Source organism: Gillisella vitis (genome assembly GCF_021559775.1).
Taxonomy (GTDB): Bacteria; Pseudomonadota; Alphaproteobacteria; order Rhizobiales; family Rhizobiaceae; genus Allorhizobium; species Allorhizobium ampelinum.
In genome coordinates this window covers 1,428,112-1,446,022 of the sequence record NZ_CP056047.1, presented here as the reverse complement: position 1 = coordinate 1,446,022, position 17,911 = coordinate 1,428,112, and the positions used below count along the sequence as shown (strand labels likewise).

Below are 17,911 nucleotides of genomic sequence, written 5' to 3'. Positions count from 1 at the left end.
AAGCAGAGGAATGGCCGATGACCACCGCCCGCGCCTACAAACTCCAATCCACCACCCGTTGCCCATGCTGCGGCGCCGACCGTATCATGCTGGATATTGACACCGCCAAGACGCGGGCAACCGTCATCTATAAGTGCCTCGCCAGCTTCACCATAACCAACGGTGAAATCACCGTCGCCGGTGCCTGTCACGCCGGGACAAACCTGGCGGCGCATCTGATGAATGCTGAAACCATGAGATCACGGGGGGAGGTAAAATGACAACACCAGCTATTATCAAAACAGCCGACCTATCCCGCATGGCAAAGATCGCCAAGCGCGACGGCGTCCGCGTCGAGGTTGAGATCGATGGGAAGATCTTTCGCGTTGCCCCGGACCATCCCACTACCCAAAAGCCGCAGATTGCGCGATATGAGGATTTTGATCTGTGATGGACACGATGCCGCGCAAACCATTCCTGTCGCATGAGAAAACCCGCCATGGGAAAATGGTATGGTATTTCAAACGGAATGGCCGGCGCGTGCGGCTGCCCGATGTCTACGGCAGCGAAGAATTCCAGGCGGCCTACGAGGCAGCCTTATCCGGATCGAAACCAATGCCAGAAAAGCCTAAGGCAAAAAGCGGTTCGCTGGTCTGGCTGGTCGATCAATACAAGCGCAGCGGCGTCTTCGCGCGGCTGGCGCCCGCCACAAGACGAGCGCGCGATAACATTTTAAAGCAGATTATCGCAGACCCCAAAAATGGCAGCGGCCCTTTTGTCGACATCACCAAGGCAAAGATCAAAGCAGGAATCGATAAGCGCGCCGCAACCCCAAATGCTGCAAATAACTTCCTGAAAACCATGAGCCATCTTTTCAAGTGGGCAGTTGAGGCTGGCTATATCGAGACCAACCCCTGCATTGGCGTTTCGAAGCTCAGTGTGCGGTCGGACGGCTTTCACACTTGGACTGTTGAACAAGTAGAGCGCTACCGCAAACGCCATAACATCGGCACAAAGCCACGCCTCGCTATCGACATCCTGCTTTTCCTCGGATTGCGCCGCGGCGATGCGGTCGTTGTCGGTCGACAGCACATGAAGGACGGCTTGATCTCTCTTCGAACCGAGAAGACCAAGCAATGGGTCTACCTTCCAGTTTTTAAGCAACTGCAGGAATCGATAGACGCAACACCAACGGGCGACCTCGCCTTTTTGACGACAGAAAAGGGAAAACCCTTCAGCTCCGGTGCGTCGTTCGGAAATTGGTTTGCAAAACAGTGCAAGGCCGCCGGGCTGCCTGACGTGTGCCGAGCGCACGGCCTCAGAAAAGCCGGCGCGACAATCGCTGCCGATGAAGGCGCGACCGCTCACGAACTCATGGCAATGTACGGCTGGTCTCGCCTCTCGATGGCGGAAATCTACACCAAAGAAGCAGATAAAAAGAAGCTCGCCAGAAGCGCTTCGGAACGTCTGTCGAACAGAATGTAGGTCGCACCTATATCCCCGACCGGTCGCACCTTCAATAATATCAATGCGTTACACATGGTATTGGCGACCCCTGCAGGACTCGAACCTGCGACAACCTGCTTAGAAGGCAGGTGCTCTATCCAGCTGAGCTAAGGGGCCGGTGTTGGCCCGTATCACGGGCCAGAGGCAGCAGCAGATGGGATTAATGCGTCCAGGGCTGGAGGCGGCTGAAGCGGAAATTGTCTGTGTAGGAAACCGACTGGCGGCGTGGTTCCTTTGGCTGGATGACGCGGTAATCGATTCCATTGCGCTGAGCGTAGGCTTCGGCCAATTCCTGCGTTTCAAACGTCAACTTGACCTGCTGGAGCATGTCGCCGGAGCTTGTATAGCCCATCATCGGGTCGATCGTCCGAGGTTCGGATGCATCGAATTCAAGAACCCATAGATGGGTCTTTGCTTTTCCGGATTGCATGGCTGTTTTTGCAGGACGGTAAATCTTAGCGGACATAATTCCGATTCCTCATGAAAACGAAGAGACTATATCTCTTCCCTTCCTCGCCGTCATCTTCCAGCGAAAGGATTCGCCGGAAGAATGGTCGGAGTGGAGAGATTCGAACTCCCGACCCTCTGGTCCCAAACCAGATGCGCTACCAGACTGCGCTACACTCCGTGACCGCCGAATGATGGGGAGATACACGGTTCACTCTTTAATCGCAACAGGAAAAACTCAAAAAAAACCGTCTTCTCCATGATTTTGTTCGCAACGTTATGGAGGGGGTGCAATTCCCTGTATTACCATGCTGCCGGGACCGATCCCCAGCGCCTGTGCCCGCCCACCGTTCAGTTCAATCACGTAGCGAACTGGACCCGGCGAAGGTATCAAGTCCTCGGAATAGGGTTTTGTACGCGCTGCAATCCCGGTCACCAAGCCTTTTTCATCGATAAACAGCATATCCAGCGGTAAAGGCGTGTTTTTCATCCACATCACCACATTGCGGCTGTCGCCAAAATCGAAAACCATGCCATCATTCGGGCCAAGCTTGGTACGGCCCATCAGGCCCTGCTCGCGTTGTGCAACGGAGATCGCGTATTCCATCTTCAGACGAAGCTGCTGACCGGTCGGTGTCTGAATGACAGCTGGCCCTTTGAGAAATTGCTCAGCCAGAGCCGGGGATAGCGTGAGTGCAATATAGAAAAAAAGCGCCCAAAAGGCGCTTCTAGAAAAAACCAGCATTCCCATCACTCACAATACGGGACAATCAATGCGCCATAACATGCGGCGCAGGGTTATCCGGGTGAATTTCTGCCGCCATCAGGCCTTTGTCGCCATTGCCGAAGCGCACCAGCACTGTCTGTCCGGGCCGCAATTCTGTCAAGCCGAATCGACGCAGCGTTTCCATGTGAACGAAAATGTCCTCGGTGCCCTCGCCCCGCGTCAGGAAGCCGAAGCCTTTGGTGCGATTGAACCATTTGACCAGAACCCGCTCCAACCCACTCGATGGCGTCACCTGAACGTGGGTCCGCACAGGCGGCATTTGTGACGGATGCGTTGCCGTCGATTGGTCCATCGACAGAACACGGAAGGCCTGATAGCCCCGATCGCGCTTATGGATCAGCGCGACGATCCGGGTTCCTTCCAGGATGGTCTGGTAACCGTCCCGGCGCAGGCAGGTTACATGCAGCAAGACGTCCTGCATGCCATTATCCGGTACGATAAAGCCAAAACCCTTGGCAACGTCGAACCATTTCACCACACCGGTGATCTCGACAAGATCCAGGGGCTCTTCCGAGAGCCCGCTGAATTCCACGAACTCTTTCGCTGAAATTCTATCCGCCATCTCTAAACCGCCCCTCGACACGCCAAACATGGATAACGCTTACTGATTCCCGAAGGCTAGATTAACATTTTGTTAATACTGTTGCGCAAGCCCTAGTTTCAGTTATTCGCATCTGCTTTTTCGCGCCTGGAGCTTGTTCGAAACTGACGAGTGCAGATTTCCCGCTTTCCCCTTTATCTATTCAGTCAATTTTCTTTGGGCCGGTCATTTTCTCTCATGATGTCATTTTTTTCAGGCGCGGCCATGACAACGCTTGAAGCCGTCGCCCTCAGGCGACATATGCGGCATGCAACAGGGAGAATTTCAAAATGCGCTATCTTCACACAATGGTCAGGGTCAAGGATGTCGACGCTTCCCTGAAATTCTATTGCGAATTGTTCGGCATGAGCGAGGTTCGCCGAATCGACAATGAAAAGGGCCGTTTCACGCTGATTTTCCTTGCCGCCGACGAAGACAAGGCCAAAGCCAGCCAGGACATGGCCCCATGTCTCGAACTGACCTATAATTGGGATGCGGAAGACTATGCCGGTGGGCGCAATTTCGGCCATCTTGCCTATGAAGTGGATGACATCTACGCCATTTGCCAGAAGCTGATGGATAATGGCGTGACGATCAACCGCCCGCCCCGCGATGGCCATATGGCTTTCGTGCGCTCTCCAGACGGTATCTCCATCGAAATCCTCCAGAAAAACGGCGCATTGGCACCGGCAGAGCCTTGGCTCTCCATGCCTAATACCGGCGCCTGGTAGCCGTACCCGCCGCACGTCTTTCCGTGCGACACACTCATCTGCGATGCCGCTGTGATCGCGGCGGCATCATGCCTGACGCAAGCTCATTGTGTCACTATCGCTCCAACCATAGACACTGCCCGCCATCGACAGGTCCGGGCGGTCTCGTCAAGGAGAGCGACATGATGTCCCCAAACCGTCTGTTCGGGCAAAAGCCTTGGACTGCCAATTCCATGCTTTTCAAGTGTGCGCCCAGGCTTTTTAAGGGTGCGAATGGCAAGCCAGCGTCAACAAGTATTGCCGTCGTTTTCGGCCTTGCCTTGCTGGCGGGCTGCGCGACCACGAAAACCCCACCTCCCGTCGTTGAACAAGGCGCGATTGGCGACGCGGATGTCGTGGAAACGACTGCGCAACCAGCCAGTGTGTCGCCGCAGCCCAATAAGGGTGGCTTATATCGCGACCCCCTCGTCAATACCGGCCATCGCAAGCCCGGGACGGTGTCTGGCGCTGCTGGAGCCGATGGCAGCGCCACTCTCTCCTCCGGGCCGTCAGCCGAACAGGTTGTGGCGATGAACCAGCCCAGACCGGAGCAGACGGCATCGCCAAACTCATCCGGGCTCTATTCCGCGTCTCATCCATCAGATGACGGTGCGGCATCGGCCAGTAGCCCGGCCAATAGCATTGTGCCGCCGAACATGCCTGTTCGTCCGTTTCAGGCCACGGTAAACAGCGTTTACAGCGTGCAAAAGCCGATGGAACAGTCACAAACTCAAACTCAAACTCAGACGCAGGCCAATCAACCGATAGAGCCTGTGGTCGCCCCTACCCCGGCGCCGATTGTTGTTAAACAACGCCCGGCCTCAAAAGCGGAAATTCTCGCAGGTCTCGCACCAGATCCGAAGAACGTTCGTACGGCGCCAAAGGCGCAACAGACAACGATGCCACAACAACAGATGTCACCGGTACCAGCGCAGTTGCAGACGAGCCTGCCGACCGCAGCACCCGGTATGGCCAATTCGGCGGGCGTTACCGAAATGGAAAAAATCGAGGGCGCGCCTGGAGCTCAGGGCATGACGAAGGACAGTTTCATCAAGAAATTCCTCGCCAAAATACGCAAATGACGGGCTGAATGGCTCGTTTTCGGGCTGTCATTTTTCCGTAAAATTTTGGATTTCAGTGCTTGCCAGCCTCCAAACACGTGATTATAAGGGCGCCACAGCACGCGCCCTTCGTCTATCGGTTAGGACGTCAGATTTTCATTCTGAAAAGAGGGGTTCGACTCCCCTAGGGCGTGCCACTGCTTTATTTCCCAACATCTACCAAAATTAGGATCGTTTCAAAGAGAACGATTGAAATGTTTAGATTCGACCGCTGCACATTACAGCGCCCTTTCGAAGTAAGGCTGTCGTGCATTCGCGGTTCTCCACAGGCCGAGGAAAAATCGGCAGTAAAGCTGAAAAATTCGCTTGCAGCTCCAGTCTGTTCGCACTAAGAGAGCCGCACGCAACACGCGCCCTTCGTCTATCGGTTAGGACGTCAGATTTTCATTCTGAAAAGAGGGGTTCGACTCCCCTAGGGCGTGCCACTGCGTTTCCCCGGAAAATTCGTTTCTGCATCCTGCTTATTGAAGCGGAAAAAAATGTGCGACCTTAGGTCAGTCAGCTGATAGATCGCATGAAAAAAATCATTGAGCCTACGGAAAAAGCTCATTTTTTCGCTTGCCATGAATCATCCGCCTGCCTATAAGCAGCCCCACAGCACGCGCCCTTCGTCTATCGGTTAGGACGTCAGATTTTCATTCTGAAAAGAGGGGTTCGACTCCCCTAGGGCGTGCCACTGACCCTTCCCTATATTGATGTTTATATCGTTGCCAAGCGCAGCGTGAGCTTTACGTTCTCAGCTTAATCGAACCGCTCTGGCGTACTGTTGTTCGCCGCGCTCAAAACGCTGGTGCGGCATCCAGAATTCGGATCTGGATACGACGCGTGCCTTGCCAGAGTTCTGCCCCAAGGCAGCCGGCGACATGCACGGCGTCACCTCGGCGTCCGAGCAGGAGATCACCGAGCGGTGTTTCCTTGGCGCGAAAGGCAATGCCGTCGATTCGGCTGCCATCCGGCGCTTCCAGTGTGACCTTAACGTGGCTGGTGCCAATCAGCCGAGAATCGCGAATGCGGTGGGCCGGGATGGCGAAGATCGGTTGGGAATGGCCGGAACCATAGGGTCCGGCGGTTTCCAGGAGGTCGATCAACGCAAGCGTAGCACCGGATGCGCCAACCGCACCATCGATCTTCAAGGCCCTGATGGCGGAAAGCGCCATGACCTTTTCCTGCGCCTGTTCATCAAAAAACGCCCGCAACTTGCCGAGATTGCCGCGCTCTACCGTCAGCCCTGCGGCCATGGCGTGGCCGCCGCCCTTGACCAGCAGGCCATTGTCCACCGCCGCACGCACCATCTTTCCCATGTCGAAACCGGCAATGGACCGGCCGGAGCCCGTCCCCTTGCCTGATCCATCGAAGGCAATGGCAAAGGCAGGCCGTTGGAATCGCTCTTTAAGACGGGCCGCCAGCAGCCCGACAATGCCGGGATGCCAGCCTTCCCGGGCTGTGAGAATCACGGCGGCATTCTCGCCGGTGCCATATTCCGCCATGGCCTCGGCTTCGGCCTCGGCCAGCATCTGCGCTTCCATCGCCTGACGTTGGCGGTTCAGGTCGTCCAGTTGGGCGGCGATTTCATCGGCCTCGGCAGCGTCGTCCAGCGTCAGCAACCGGCTGCCCAACGCGGCATCGCCGATCCGGCCACCGGCATTGATTCGTGGCCCAACCAGAAAACCGAAATGATAGGGCGTCACCGGGCCGCCAATCCCGGCGATCTTCAGAAGGGATGCAAGACCGGCATTTTGCTGGTGACGAGCAGCAATAAGGCCCTTCACTACATAGGCGCGGTTCAGCCCCTTCAGCGGCACGACATCGCAGACCGTCGCCAGCGCCACCAGATCCAGCCAGGCCAGCAAATCCAGCGAGCGCGCGGCACCATGTCCCGCTTCGCGCAGCTTGCGCAGCGTGCCGACCAGCACCATGAACACCACGCCCGCCGCGCAGAGATGGCCCTGCCCTGAAAGATCGTCGCTCCTGTTGGGATTGACCAATGCCAGACAGGCGGGCAAATCCTGGCCCATCTGGTGATGGTCGATCACCACCACATCCACGCCTCGGCGCCTTGCCTCGTCAAGAGTATCGTGGCTGGTCGAGCCGCAATCCACCGTGACGATCAATTGCGCGCCGCGCTCGATCAACTGACCGATGGCACCAGCATTCGGGCCATAGCCTTCGAAAATTCGGTCAGGAATATAGATTTCGGCCTCAATACCGAAATGCGCGAGAAACCGCCACAAGAGCGCCGACGAAGCAGCACCATCGACATCATAATCGCCAAAAATCGCCACGCGCTCAGAGCGCATGATTGCCGCCACCAGCCGGTCCGCGGCCTTGTCACCATCGGTCAGGCTGGAGGGATCGGGCATCAAATCGCGGATGGTCGGATCGAGAAAGGCTTGCGCATCGGCAACCGCCACGCCCCGCCCGGCCAGAACCCGCGCCACAAGATCGGGAATGCCATGCACCTGCGCAATTGCCAGCGACCGGTTCAGCCCAGCCTGATCCAGCCGAGATACCCAGCGTTGACCGCTGACCGAGGTCTCGACATTCAAAAAGGCGCGTTCGATCGGGTCGGCGGGTTCAAGCATAGAGGAAGCAACTCGGTTATCGCCGCTCCACAGTCAGGAGCTAAGCTGTTTTCGGCCGCTCGATGCGGATCACTTGCGGCTCACCCAGCAGATAGCCTTCCTCCTTGATGGCGGCAACGGCCTGGCGCACGGATTTTTCCAGTGTGGCATGGGTGACGAGAATGATCGTCTTGGTTTGGTCCGCGTCAGACGATGTCTGCGAGTGCTGGACAATCGATTCGAGCGAAATGTTGTTTTCCGCCATCTGCGTCGCAATGCTGGCGAAAACGCCGGTGCGATCGACCACGGTCAGGCGGATGAAGTAGCCGCCTTCATGCCGGGTCATCTCGGCCTGAACATAGGGTTCCAACAGATGCGCCGGGCGGCCCAGAACCGGAACCATCTGCGCGCCGGGACGGCTTTTGGCGATGTCGGTAATGTCGCCCAACACGGCGGATGCCGTGGCATTGCCACCGGCACCAGGGCCAACCATCAGCAATTCGCCGAGAATATCGGATTCCAGCGCCACCGCATTTGTCACGCCATCCACCTGGGCAATCACCGAATCGAGCGGCACCATGGTCGGATGGACGCGCTGCTCAATGCCGGTAGCGGTCTTTTGCGCCACGCCGAGCAGCTTGATTCGGTAGCCGAGATCGCGGGCGGCGTTGATGTCATCGATGGAAATATTGCTGATGCCTTCGAGATAGATCTCGTCGGCAGCAATTTGGCTGCCGAAGGCCAGCGTCGTTAGGATCGACAGCTTATGGGCCGTATCATTGCCCTCGATATCGAAGGTCGGATCGGCCTCGGCATAGCCGAGACGCTGGGCTTCCGCCAGGCAATCGGCAAAGCTCAGTCCTTCCTTTTCCATCCGGGTCAGGATGTAATTGCAGGTGCCGTTCATGATGCCGTAGATCCGCGAAAAATCATTGCCGGTCAGCGATTCACGCAGCGTCTTGATAACCGGAATGCCGCCCGCGACAGCAGCTTCATAATTGATCAAAAGGCCCTTTTCTTCCGCCAGCTTGGCCAGTTCCACACCATGGCGGGCCAGCAGCGCCTTGTTTGCAGTCACCACATGCACGCCACGACCAAGGGCCGCGCGAACGGAGTGTTCGGCTGGTCCTTCCGCACCGCCGATCAGCTCGACGAACACATCGATATCGGCCTTTTCAGCCATCTCGACCGGGCTGTCGAACCAGGCGATACCGGCAAGATCGACGCCGCGATCGCGGGTCTTGTCGCGCGCCGAGACCGCAGAAATGGCAATGGGCCGACCGCAGGCGACGGTAAGCGCTTGGGTGCGGGTTTGCAAAATACGCGCCAGTGACGCACCAACGGTTCCGAGACCCGCAATGCCGATCTTAAGGGCATCAGCCATGAGACAATCCTGATATGCTTTTCAATATTCGGAAAAGAGCGGCCACGAATGGGCCGCTCCGATAAAAACTCAACGGTGAGCGTTGAGCGATACGACATTGTGCAGGGTGTCGTCCGCTGTCGACAAGAACCGCTTCAGATTGCGGGCGGCCTGGCGGATGCGGTGCTCGTTTTCGACCAGCGCGATGCGGACGTAATCATCACCTTGTTCACCAAAGCCAATGCCCGGCGCGACGGCCATATCGGCCTTTTCCACCAGCAGCTTGGAAAATTCCAGCGAACCGAGATGGCGGAATTTTTCGGGAATTTTTGCCCAGGCAAACATCGTTGCCGCCGGTGGCGGCACCTCGAAACCGGCCTTGCCGAAGCTTTCGACCAGCACGTCACGGCGGCGCTTGTAGATATTGCGCACTTCGGCAACATCCGTGCCATCGCCATTCAGCGCATGGGTAGCGGCCACCTGGATCGGCGTGAACGCACCGTAATCCAGGTAGGATTTCACCCGGGCCAGGGCGCCGATCAGCCGTTCATTGCCGACAGCAAAGCCCATGCGCCAACCGGGCATGGAGAAGGTTTTCGACATCGAGGTGAATTCCACCGCGACATCCATGGCTCCAGGCACTTCCAACACCGATGGCGGCGGGTTGCCATCGAAATAGATCTCCGAATAGGCGAGATCCGACAGCACGATCAATTCATGCTTTTTGGCAAAGGCGATCACGTCCTTGTAGAAATCCAGCGAGGCGACGCGCGCCGTCGGATTGGACGGATAATTGATAATCAGCGCCAGAGGCTTCGGAATAGAGTGGCGCACCGCACGCTCCAGCGGCGGGAAGAAGGTTTCATCCGGCTCGACCGGGATGGAGCGAATCACGCCGCCGGTCATCAGGAAGCCAAAGGCATGAATCGGGTAAGTCGGATCGGGGCAAAGGATCACGTCGCCTGGCGCGGTGATCGCCTGCGCCATATTGGCAAAGCCTTCCTTCGATCCCAGCGTCGCGACAACCTGAGTTTCGGGGTTGAGCTTCACATTGAAACGGCGGGCATAATAGGCGGCCTGCGCCCGGCGCAGCCCCGGAATGCCCTTGGACGAGGAATAGCGATGGGTGCGCGGGTCCTGAACGGCCTCACACAGCTTGTCGACAATGTTCTGCGGGGTCGGAAGATCGGGATTGCCCATGCCGAGATCGATGATATCAGCGCCACCGGCTCGCGCGCTTGCCTTCAAACGGTTGACCTGTTCGAAAACATAGGGCGGCAGACGCCGAACTTTGTGAAACTCTTCCATCTCAGACCTCGTTGAACCGCAGGCTCCCCGCCTTGCGGACGATCCGTTTTCCACTGCAGCATCCCCGAAAACGGATCTGGCAAATCGGGGTGCCGTGACAATACCGCAAATTGCAATGATTCGCGGTAGATTTTGGCCAGAAGCACCCTGCCCTGTCCCTCCCGGTCATCGGTTCCGGGGCACATTCGACATGGTAGAATGCAACTGTCACATTGCATTTGCTTTGCGGCCAAATGCCCTGCAAGGCAAGGGCTATTTACAGGCAGGCGGTACGGCTGGCTCTATTGACCCTGAACCTGCCCGTTGGTCTTGGCGAGCTTGCGCATTTCCTCGACGCGGCGCTCGTATTCGGCCTGGCTGATCTGCCCGGTCTTGCGCAGATAAGAGAGCGAAGACAGGCGCTTACCCATGTCCTTCGCCTCGTCATTGCTCATCTGCACATTGGCCGCGGTCAAGGGCCGTGAAAAATCCGGATAACCATCCGGCGTCGTATAGGCCGCAGCGGCTGGATCGGTCTTGTCGGTCACTGTCACGTCAACATGGCCCGGGCGCACCGCAGACTGCGCAGCGGGCGTGCTATTGCAGCCCGCAAGCGCAAGCAGGCAGGCAACGCCAGATCCAACCACACCGGCTTTTGCCAGGCGCAGAGCCGGCTTCATACACGAAGACTGCCCAACCAAAGAGACGATCGAAACCATATTCAAACCCAACCAAATCCGCCCGGCACCGGGAAAAACAGCAGCGCAAGCCGTGTGATTATTCTCACGATGCTTTTCACAACGCAAACGTGAATAACCTGCGACAAAACGCGCAAACCTTGTAAAACATGTGAGTCAAACCACACCCACACCTTTCATCTGTCTGGAACTTGTAGTCATTTTCAGGCAGGATAGGCAAATATAAAAAAGAGAAGAGCCAAGGGGAGATGGCATTGACCACAGCATCGAAGGACCAAGGTCGCGCCGGTCAATCCCGTCCCGCGTCCGACGCGCCAGAACGCGGGCCGGAAACCAGCAAAACAGCAAACAACGCTGACGGTTCTGAATCCGAAAAGGCCGGTTTCAATCAAATGGGTTTCGACCCGTCCCTGCTCGATCCCTATATCGTCAAGGACCCCGAAGCGCTGGCCGTCAATCTTGCCAAGGCGCTTGAAAACCTCGGCAAGGCGGCCTCCTCCTGGATCGCACCGCGTGAAAAGTCTGGTCTTGTCGATCCGGTGGCGGAGCCCGCCGTCGAACTGGTCAAAACTCTGTCAGGCGTGGCGGAATACTGGATGACCGACCCTCAGCGCAGCCTGGAGGCGCAGACTCATCTGATGACCTCCCTGTTCGGCGTCTGGATGAAGAGCCTGAGCCGCCTTTCCATGCCAGCCCAAACACCTCCACCACCAGAGCCGATCAAGGACAAGCGATTCGCGGATGCCGACTGGCAGCGCAACCCGTTCTTCGATTTTTTGCGCCAGGCCTATCTTGTCCTGTCCGACTGGGCTGAGAAACTAGTGGAGAATACCCAAGGCATGGACGAGCACGCGCGCCACAAGGCGCTGTTCTACGTCCGGCAGATGACGGCGGCGCTGTCGCCAGTCAATTTCGTGATGACCAATCCGCAGCTTTACCGCGAGACGGTCGCCACCAGCGGTGCCAATCTGGTCAAGGGCATGAAAATGTTTGCCGAGGACATGGCCGCCGGTCAGGGTGAATTGCGGATGCGCCAGACCGATACCAGCAAATTCGCGCTGGGCACCAATATGGCGCTGACGCCGGGCAAGGTCGTCGCCCAGAGCGATGTCTGCGAGGTCATTCAATACGAGCCAGCTACCGACAAGGTGCTGAAGCGGCCCCTGCTGATCTGCCCGCCCTGGATCAACAAATTCTATATTCTCGATCTCAACCCGGAAAAGAGCTTCATCAAATATTGCGTCGACCAGGGCCACACGGTCTTCGTGATTTCCTGGGTCAATCCTGATCAACGCCATGCGGGCAAGGACTGGCTGTCCTATATTCGTGAAGGCGTGGATTTTGCCCTCGACACCGTTGAGAAAGCCACCGGCGAAAAGAAAGTCAATGCCATCGGTTATTGCGTTGGCGGCACTCTGCTATCGGCCGCCATGGCGCTGCATGCCAAGGAAGGCAATAGCCGTATTGCCAGCGCCACATTGTTCACCACCCAGGTGGATTTCACCCATGCAGGCGACCTGAAAGTCTTCGTGGACGAGGAACAGGTGAGCGGGCTGGAAGAGAAGATGCGGCAGAAGGGCTATCTGGACGGCTCGAAAATGGCCTCGGCCTTCAACATGCTGCGTTCGTCCGAATTGATCTGGCCCTATTTCGTCAACAATTACCTGAAGGGTCAGGACCCGACCGCATTCGATCTCTTGTACTGGAATGCCGATTCGACCCGGATGGCGGCGGCCAATCACTCGTTTTACCTGCGCAATTGCTATCTGGAAAACAATCTGGCGCGCGGCAAGATGCAGTTGGATGGCAAGACCCTGTCGCTGAAGGACGTGAAAATCCCGATCTACAATCTCGCCACCAAGGAAGACCATATTGCCCCGGCGAAATCGGTGTTTGTCGGATCGGCCTGCTTTGGCGGTCCCGTCACCTATGTGATGAGCGGGTCCGGCCATATCGCCGGTGTGGTCAATCCGCCCGACAAGCGTAAGTACCAGTTCTGGACCAATGGTAAGCCGGAGGGCGCATTCGAAGATTGGGTGGCTGGTGCTGAGGAAACCGCCGGCTCCTGGTGGCCGCATTGGCAGAAATGGATTGAAGGATTGGACAAACGCCGCGTGGCGGCCCGTAAACCGGGTGGCACGGCGCTGAATGCCATAGGGGATGCGCCGGGCGCTTACGTGCTGGAGCGTGTCTAAGATTGGCCGGACGATAGAAACCCCATGACTTTCGATCCACCATTGGTCGCGGCCACTTTGGTGCGCCGTTACAAACGCTTTCTCTTCGACGCCGTGTTGGAAGACGGCAGCGACATCACCGGATTTTGCGCCAATACCGGCTCGATGCGCGGATTGACTACGCCCGGTTCGCGTATCTATCTGTCACAAAGCGACAGGCCCGGCCGGAAGTATCGCTATGGGTTTGAGCTGATCGAAGCCGATGGCACATTAGTCGGCGTCAATACCAGCCTTCCCAACCGTCTGGCTCAGGAAGCGATCCGCGCCGGTCTGGTCAGCGATCTCTTACACTATCCGCAGATCCGCACCGAGCAGCGTTATGGCGAGAACTCCCGGATCGACCTTCTTTTGTCGGGGCCTGGCAAAGCGGATTGCTATGTCGAAGTGAAGAACGTCCATTTCATCCGTGAAACAGGACTGGCGGAATTTCCAGATAGCGTCACCACGAGAGGTGCAAAACATCTGAACGAAATGGCCAAGCTGGTGACGGCAGGCAAGCGGGCGGCGATGCTCTATGTGATCCAGCGGCAGGATTGCGATGTCCTGGCGATCTGCGCCGATCTCGATCCCGCCTATGGCCGGGCCTTTACCGCCGCCATAAGCCAGGGCGTCGAAGCATATGCGGTGAAATGCGCGATCACACCGGGTGGGATCATTCCGGCATGCGGCGTTCCCGTGCGCCTGACTAATTGACGACATCATAGACTATACCATGAAATGAATGGCCATCAGCGCAATCGCCCCCAGAGCGAGGATCGAGAGGCTTCCCGCCGCCAGCACCCTGCCCCCCGACGCAAGCAGGCTACGCAGATCGACCTGGAGACCAAGCGCCGCCATGGACAGGGTGGTGAGAAATCCCGACAGATGCTGCGAAGGCTCCAGCAGACGATGCGGCAGGACATCCATGGATCGCGCCACCATCAAGGCCAGAAAGCCGACGATAAACCAGGGCGCCAGTTGGGAAAGGCCAAACTTGCGCCCATTCTTGCGCTCGTTTGCACGCCCGGACCCCATTTCCATGCCTCTGGCACTCATCCCCAGTCCGAGCAGGACTGGCCCCAGCATCATCACCCGGATCAGCTTGACCAGCGTACCGATTTGCAGGCTGACCAGCCCGAAGGACGCTGTGGCCGCAAGCACTTGCGGAACGGCATAGACCGTCATGCCCGCCAGAATTCCGTAATGGCGGGGGTCCAGACCGGCTTGAAAAGCCACCAGCGGCAGCAGAAGCACAACAAGAATGCCAAGCACCGCAGTAAAGGCAATGGACGACGCTACCTCGTCGGCATCGGCGCCGATCACCGGGGCTGCCGCCATGATCGCCGAATTTCCGCAAATCGAATTGCCGCAGGCAACCAGCAAAGCCAGCGGATGCGGCAATCCGATAACACGCCCAATCCCATAACTGCTGACCAAGCCGCAACAGACCACGGCAATCACAAAAGCTATCAGGGTGAACCCGCTCCCGGCGATCTGGCTAATGCTGACCGATGCGCCCAAAAGGACAATGGCAAGTTCCAGCACGGTTTTTGCGCAGGCATGAATGCCTTTGTTCACGACCTGCGGCAGGACAAACAGGCTTTTGACCAGGGTGCCGAGTAAAATACACCAGACCAGGGCATCGACAGGCGTCCGCCCCGTGACACGCTGAACCGTAAAGGCGAGAGCATAGCCTCCCAAAGCGACAGCGCTGGACAGGGCAATCCCAGGCGCGAGCGAAACAACGGGGCGAAACAGGCGCATTTTCAGACCTTTCCATCGGTTGGCCTGTTTTGCATGGGAAATTCATTTTACTCCAACGCATAATTGACTACAGTTCATGCAGAATTATTTCACAATCGAGATCACCGTGACACTTGAGCAATTGACCATTTTCCTTGCCGTTGCCGAGCGCCAGCATGTCACACGGGCGGCAGAGGCAATCGGCCTGACGCCGTCTGCCGTCAGCGCGGCTATCCGCGCCTTGGAGATCAATCACGATGTCCTGCTGTTCGACCGGGTTGGACGGGGTATAGAACTTACCCAGGCAGGCCGGATCTTCATTGATGAGGCCCGCGCAACGGTTGATGCAGCGAACCATGCCGCATTGGTGCTGGCCGAATTGGGTGGGTTGAGCCGGGGCAAGCTGACCATCCATGCCAGCCAGACGGTGGCCAGCCATTGGCTGCCACGCAAAATGATGCAGTTTCACGCCCTCCATCCGGATATCGAACTGGCGCTGACCATTGGCAATTCCGCCTCGGTCGCTGACGCCGTCGAGACGGGCAGAGCGGAACTGGGCTTTGTCGAGGCCGAAATACCCTCGGAGACATTGACGCACCTGGTGGTCGCAGAAGACGAAATGGTCATCGTCGTCCCATGTGGCCATCCGCTGGCAGATCCAGCCGTGGATATGCCAGCGGCGATTCTGGCCACGCCCTGGATTTTGCGGGAGCATGGTTCCGGTACGCGCGCCTATTTCGAGCAGGCATTGAAGGCGATGGAGATAGAACCGTCGTCGCTGACCGTGGCCTTGACCTTTCCATCCAATGAAGCGGTTCTATCGGCGCTTGGAGCGGGCGGCTGCGCCAGCGCGCTGTCTCGGTCGGCAGTGCAAGCGCTTGTGGCAAGCGGCGCATTGCAGATTGCCCCGATCCCACTTCCGGCTCGACATTTCACCGCCCTACGCCACCGTGAGAGGCGCATCAGTGGCGCGGCCCGTGCCTTCCTGCAAGGAGCCACTGACTGCAATTGAAGATGACCTGGGTATAGCAGACCGGAAGCGGTTAAGAATTGATCATGGCCTGCGGATCGTGATGGACGAACAACCTTTGCCTGCGGTATGTAAAAAACTGAAATTGAATGCGGGATGATAATGGAATGGTAAATTACATCGACGCGGCAACCGCGCCGCTTAAAAACACCGGTGCGATCCGTCTCTATGGCGCGGATGCTTTCGAAGCGATGCGCAAGGCCTGCCAGGTCACAGCCCGCTGCCTGGACGCCTTGGCCCCGATGGTAAAGCCCGGCGTTACCACCAATGAAATCGACAGGTTTGTCTTCGATTTTGGCATGGACAACGGCGTTCTGCCTGCAACCCTGAATTATCGCGGCTACCGGCACTCGGTCTGCACCTCGATCAACCATGTTGTCTGCCACGGTATTCCCGATGAAAAACCGTTGCGCGAAGGCGATATCGTCAATATCGACGTGACCTATGTGGTGGATGGCTGGCATGGCGATTCCAGCCGGATGTATCCGGTCGGCGAAATCAAGCGCGCCGCCGAACGTCTGCTCGAAGTCACCCATGAATGCCTGATGCGTGGCATAGAGGTCGTCAGGCCGGGAACGCGCACCGGCGCGATCGGTGCGGCCATCCAAAGCTTTGCCGAAGCGCAGCGCTGTTCCGTGGTGCGGGATTTCTGCGGCCACGGCGTTGGGCAACTGTTTCACGACAGCCCGAATATCCTGCATTACGGTCGGCCCGATGAAGGCCCGGAAATACGCGAGGGCATGATCTTCACCATCGAGCCGATGATCAATCTCGGCAAGCCGCATGTGAAGGTGCTGGCCGATGGCTGGACGGCGGTGACCCGCGACCGGTCGTTGACGGCGCAGTATGAACATACCGTCGGTGTTACCTCGTCCGGCTGCGAAATCTTCACATTGTCGCCTGCCGGGCTTGACCGTCCGGGCCTGCCTCCCTTGCAAGGCTGAGCAATGAACAAGCCTCCGCGCTTTAACGTCGACGAAACTGCCTCCCCGTCCTTCCTGCCGGAACAGGACGAGAGCTTCGATTACGAGCAGGACGAGCGCGGCTTTTTCGCCGAACAGGTCCAGAAGCCGAAGGCGATGAAAAAGGCGCCGGACACCAGTGCCAAGCAGCCCGAACATTACCATGGTCACCGTGAACGGCTGCGCCTGCGGTTTAAGGAAAAGGGCGACGAGGCGCTAGCCGATTACGAAGTGCTGGAACTGCTGTTGTTCCGGCTGATCCCACGGCGTGACACAAAGCCGATTGCCAAGGCTCTGCTGGACCGATTTGGCAGCCTTGCGGGCGTATTTGGCGCAAAACACACCCTGCTTCAGGAAGTGAAAGGCGTCGGCGAGGCCGTGGCGCTTGATCTGAAGCTGATTTCATCGGCAGCGCAGCGGATGCTGAAAAGCGAGTTGAAGGGCAAGCAGATCCTGTCCTCCTGGTCGAGCGTGATCGATTATTGCCACGCCGCCATGGCCTATGAAACCACTGAACAGTTCCGAATCCTGTTTCTCGACAAGCGCAATACGCTGATCGCCGATGAAGTCCAGGGCCGCGGCACGGTAGACCACACGCCGGTCTATCCGCGTGAAGTGGTCAAACGCGCACTCGAATTATCCGCCACGGCCATTATCCTCGTGCATAACCACCCAAGCGGTGATCCGACCCCATCCCGCGCCGATATTGAGATGACCAAAACCATTATCGATACGGCCAAACCTCTCGGCATCACCGTGCATGACCATGTCATCATCGGCAAACAGGGCCATGCCAGCCTGAAAGGCCTGCGGCTGATCTGAGCTATGAATCATCATTGAAGATCTCAACCGTCTCAGCTTGAGACAGCCGCTATCTTATTGTTA

18 protein-coding genes and 5 tRNA genes are annotated in these 17,911 nt (G+C 57.5%); 13 read left to right on the top strand and 10 right to left on the bottom strand.

Translation table 11 applies throughout. The annotated features are described in order from the left end of the window. The first annotated feature begins 17 nt into the window (after positions 1 to 17). The 3 genes from AVCG78_RS06845 to AVCG78_RS06835 are packed head-to-tail and all read left to right on the top strand — an operon-like array spanning position 18 to position 1,464. A complete protein-coding gene (locus tag AVCG78_RS06845) occupies positions 18 to 260 on the top strand; it encodes a hypothetical protein (protein WP_071585131.1) in 243 nt (80 codons plus the stop codon). Beyond that, positions 257 to 430: a hypothetical protein gene (locus tag AVCG78_RS06840; RefSeq protein WP_174089668.1), complete on the top strand. Its 174-nt coding sequence runs from the start codon at positions 257 to 259 to the stop codon at positions 428 to 430. Before AVCG78_RS06845 ends, AVCG78_RS06840 begins: the two co-directional genes overlap by 4 nt. Then, positions 430 to 1,464, top strand: a complete 1,035-nt coding sequence (locus tag AVCG78_RS06835) for a tyrosine-type recombinase/integrase (protein ID WP_234796160.1) — start codon at positions 430 to 432, stop codon at positions 1,462 to 1,464. Before AVCG78_RS06840 ends, AVCG78_RS06835 begins: the two co-directional genes overlap by 1 nt. Positions 1,465 to 1,525: 61 nt before the next feature. Here the strand turns inward: AVCG78_RS06835 and AVCG78_RS06830 are convergent. The 5 genes from AVCG78_RS06830 to AVCG78_RS06810 all read right to left on the bottom strand — a co-directional run bounded on the left by AVCG78_RS06830 (position 1,526) and on the right by AVCG78_RS06810 (position 3,281). Continuing rightward, positions 1,526 to 1,602, bottom strand: a tRNA-Arg gene (locus AVCG78_RS06830). Positions 1,603 to 1,645: 43 nt separating this feature from the next. Then, positions 1,646 to 1,951 (bottom strand): ETC complex I subunit, encoded by a 306-nt coding sequence (locus AVCG78_RS06825; protein WP_015916058.1) that lies wholly within the window; start codon positions 1,949 to 1,951, stop codon positions 1,646 to 1,648. An 85-nt stretch (positions 1,952 to 2,036) separates the two neighbouring features. Then, positions 2,037 to 2,113: transfer RNA gene (locus AVCG78_RS06820), tRNA-Pro, on the bottom strand. Positions 2,114 to 2,209: 96 nt separating this feature from the next. Beyond that, a complete protein-coding gene (locus AVCG78_RS06815) occupies positions 2,210 to 2,677 on the bottom strand; it encodes a DUF192 domain-containing protein (RefSeq protein WP_322267439.1) in 468 nt (155 codons plus the stop codon). A gap of 25 nt (positions 2,678 to 2,702) precedes the next feature. Continuing rightward, positions 2,703 to 3,281 carry a cold-shock protein gene (locus AVCG78_RS06810; RefSeq protein WP_015916056.1) on the bottom strand — a complete coding sequence of 193 codons (579 nt, stop codon included), beginning with the start codon at positions 3,279 to 3,281 and terminating at the stop codon, positions 2,703 to 2,705. Positions 3,282 to 3,589: 308 nt separating this feature from the next. On the opposite strand from AVCG78_RS06810, the gene gloA reads away from it, so the two are divergent. From gloA to AVCG78_RS06785, 5 genes are all read left to right on the top strand, one after another. After that, positions 3,590 to 4,030 carry a lactoylglutathione lyase gene (gene gloA, locus AVCG78_RS06805; protein WP_071206269.1) on the top strand — a complete coding sequence of 147 codons (441 nt, stop codon included), beginning with the start codon at positions 3,590 to 3,592 and terminating at the stop codon, positions 4,028 to 4,030. A 161-nt stretch (positions 4,031 to 4,191) separates the two neighbouring features. Further along, the gene (locus AVCG78_RS06800; RefSeq protein WP_071585130.1) at positions 4,192 to 5,130 is read left to right on the top strand and encodes a hypothetical protein; all 939 of its coding nucleotides are present in this window, start codon (positions 4,192 to 4,194) and stop codon (positions 5,128 to 5,130) included. 101 nt (positions 5,131 to 5,231) lie between these two features. Beyond that, positions 5,232 to 5,306, top strand: a tRNA-Glu gene (locus tag AVCG78_RS06795). Between the two features lie 213 nt (positions 5,307 to 5,519). Next, positions 5,520 to 5,594: transfer RNA gene (locus AVCG78_RS06790), tRNA-Glu, on the top strand. 176 nt (positions 5,595 to 5,770) lie between these two features. Continuing rightward, positions 5,771 to 5,845, top strand: a tRNA-Glu gene (locus AVCG78_RS06785). Between the two features lie 103 nt (positions 5,846 to 5,948). Here AVCG78_RS06785 and recJ read toward each other — a convergent pair. The 4 genes from recJ to AVCG78_RS06765 form a co-directional block, all read right to left on the bottom strand. Then, complete coding sequence (recJ, locus tag AVCG78_RS06780; protein ID WP_156601535.1) at positions 5,949 to 7,751, bottom strand: single-stranded-DNA-specific exonuclease RecJ; 1,803 nt, start codon at positions 7,749 to 7,751, stop codon at positions 5,949 to 5,951. 40 nt (positions 7,752 to 7,791) lie between these two features. Then, the gene (locus AVCG78_RS06775) at positions 7,792 to 9,114 is read right to left on the bottom strand and encodes a homoserine dehydrogenase (RefSeq protein ID WP_071585128.1); all 1,323 of its coding nucleotides are present in this window, start codon (positions 9,112 to 9,114) and stop codon (positions 7,792 to 7,794) included. A 69-nt stretch (positions 9,115 to 9,183) separates the two neighbouring features. After that, a complete protein-coding gene (locus AVCG78_RS06770; protein WP_156582733.1) occupies positions 9,184 to 10,401 on the bottom strand; it encodes an LL-diaminopimelate aminotransferase in 1,218 nt (405 codons plus the stop codon). 281 nt (positions 10,402 to 10,682) lie between these two features. Next, positions 10,683 to 11,060: a hypothetical protein gene (locus AVCG78_RS06765; RefSeq protein ID WP_049777171.1), complete on the bottom strand. Its 378-nt coding sequence runs from the start codon at positions 11,058 to 11,060 to the stop codon at positions 10,683 to 10,685. Positions 11,061 to 11,470: 410 nt separating this feature from the next. On the opposite strand from AVCG78_RS06765, the gene AVCG78_RS06760 reads away from it, so the two are divergent. Both AVCG78_RS06760 and sfsA read left to right on the top strand, forming a co-directional pair. Continuing rightward, complete coding sequence (locus tag AVCG78_RS06760; protein ID WP_071206308.1) at positions 11,471 to 13,273, top strand: PHA/PHB synthase family protein; 1,803 nt, start codon at positions 11,471 to 11,473, stop codon at positions 13,271 to 13,273. Positions 13,274 to 13,297: 24 nt separating this feature from the next. Next, on the top strand, positions 13,298 to 14,005 hold the full coding sequence (gene sfsA / locus AVCG78_RS06755) for a DNA/RNA nuclease SfsA (protein WP_071206277.1): 708 nt from the start codon (positions 13,298 to 13,300) through the stop codon (positions 14,003 to 14,005). A gap of 12 nt (positions 14,006 to 14,017) precedes the next feature. Here sfsA and AVCG78_RS06750 read toward each other — a convergent pair whose 3' ends face one another. Beyond that, complete coding sequence (locus tag AVCG78_RS06750) at positions 14,018 to 15,061, bottom strand: YeiH family protein (RefSeq protein ID WP_409065475.1); 1,044 nt, start codon at positions 15,059 to 15,061, stop codon at positions 14,018 to 14,020. A 70-nt stretch (positions 15,062 to 15,131) separates the two neighbouring features. Between AVCG78_RS06750 and AVCG78_RS06745 the strand changes: the two genes are divergently transcribed. The 3 genes from AVCG78_RS06745 (at position 15,132) to radC (ending at position 17,848) form a co-directional block, all read left to right on the top strand. Next, complete coding sequence (locus AVCG78_RS06745) at positions 15,132 to 16,046, top strand: LysR family transcriptional regulator (RefSeq protein ID WP_156582734.1); 915 nt, start codon at positions 15,132 to 15,134, stop codon at positions 16,044 to 16,046. Positions 16,047 to 16,171: 125 nt separating this feature from the next. After that, complete coding sequence (gene map / locus AVCG78_RS06740) at positions 16,172 to 17,008, top strand: type I methionyl aminopeptidase (protein ID WP_071206282.1); 837 nt, start codon at positions 16,172 to 16,174, stop codon at positions 17,006 to 17,008. 54 nt (positions 17,009 to 17,062) lie between these two features. Continuing rightward, positions 17,063 to 17,848 (top strand): RadC family protein, encoded by a 786-nt coding sequence (gene radC, locus AVCG78_RS06735; RefSeq protein ID WP_087728450.1) that lies wholly within the window; start codon positions 17,063 to 17,065, stop codon positions 17,846 to 17,848. Positions 17,849 to 17,911 lie beyond the last annotated feature (63 nt).

What these genes read in the sequence shown, in the direction of transcription:
- AVCG78_RS06835 (WP_234796160.1), top strand. Translation starts at nt 430, where the DNA reads ATGGACACGATGCCGCGCAAACCATTCCTGTCGCATGAGAAAACCCGC.
- gloA (WP_071206269.1), top strand. Translation starts at nt 3,590, where the DNA reads ATGCGCTATCTTCACACAATGGTCAGGGTCAAGGATGTCGACGCTTCC.
- sfsA (WP_071206277.1), top strand. Translation starts at nt 13,298, where the DNA reads ATGACTTTCGATCCACCATTGGTCGCGGCCACTTTGGTGCGCCGTTAC.
- AVCG78_RS06840 (WP_174089668.1), top strand. Translation starts at nt 257, where the DNA reads ATGACAACACCAGCTATTATCAAAACAGCCGACCTATCCCGCATGGCA.
- recJ (WP_156601535.1), bottom strand. Translation starts at nt 7,751, where the DNA reads ATGCTTGAACCCGCCGACCCGATCGAACGCGCCTTTTTGAATGTCGAG.
- AVCG78_RS06810 (WP_015916056.1), bottom strand. Translation starts at nt 3,281, where the DNA reads ATGGCGGATAGAATTTCAGCGAAAGAGTTCGTGGAATTCAGCGGGCTC.
- AVCG78_RS06825 (WP_015916058.1), bottom strand. Translation starts at nt 1,951, where the DNA reads ATGTCCGCTAAGATTTACCGTCCTGCAAAAACAGCCATGCAATCCGGA.
- AVCG78_RS06770 (WP_156582733.1), bottom strand. Translation starts at nt 10,401, where the DNA reads ATGGAAGAGTTTCACAAAGTTCGGCGTCTGCCGCCCTATGTTTTCGAA.
- AVCG78_RS06800 (WP_071585130.1), top strand. Translation starts at nt 4,192, where the DNA reads ATGATGTCCCCAAACCGTCTGTTCGGGCAAAAGCCTTGGACTGCCAAT.
- map (WP_071206282.1), top strand. Translation starts at nt 16,172, where the DNA reads ATGGTAAATTACATCGACGCGGCAACCGCGCCGCTTAAAAACACCGGT.
- AVCG78_RS06760 (WP_071206308.1), top strand. Translation starts at nt 11,471, where the DNA reads ATGGGTTTCGACCCGTCCCTGCTCGATCCCTATATCGTCAAGGACCCC.
- AVCG78_RS06775 (WP_071585128.1), bottom strand. Translation starts at nt 9,114, where the DNA reads ATGGCTGATGCCCTTAAGATCGGCATTGCGGGTCTCGGAACCGTTGGT.
- AVCG78_RS06765 (WP_049777171.1), bottom strand. Translation starts at nt 11,060, where the DNA reads ATGAAGCCGGCTCTGCGCCTGGCAAAAGCCGGTGTGGTTGGATCTGGC.
- AVCG78_RS06815 (WP_322267439.1), bottom strand. Translation starts at nt 2,677, where the DNA reads ATGCTGGTTTTTTCTAGAAGCGCCTTTTGGGCGCTTTTTTTCTATATT.
- AVCG78_RS06745 (WP_156582734.1), top strand. Translation starts at nt 15,132, where the DNA reads ATGCAGAATTATTTCACAATCGAGATCACCGTGACACTTGAGCAATTG.
- AVCG78_RS06845 (WP_071585131.1), top strand. Translation starts at nt 18, where the DNA reads ATGACCACCGCCCGCGCCTACAAACTCCAATCCACCACCCGTTGCCCA.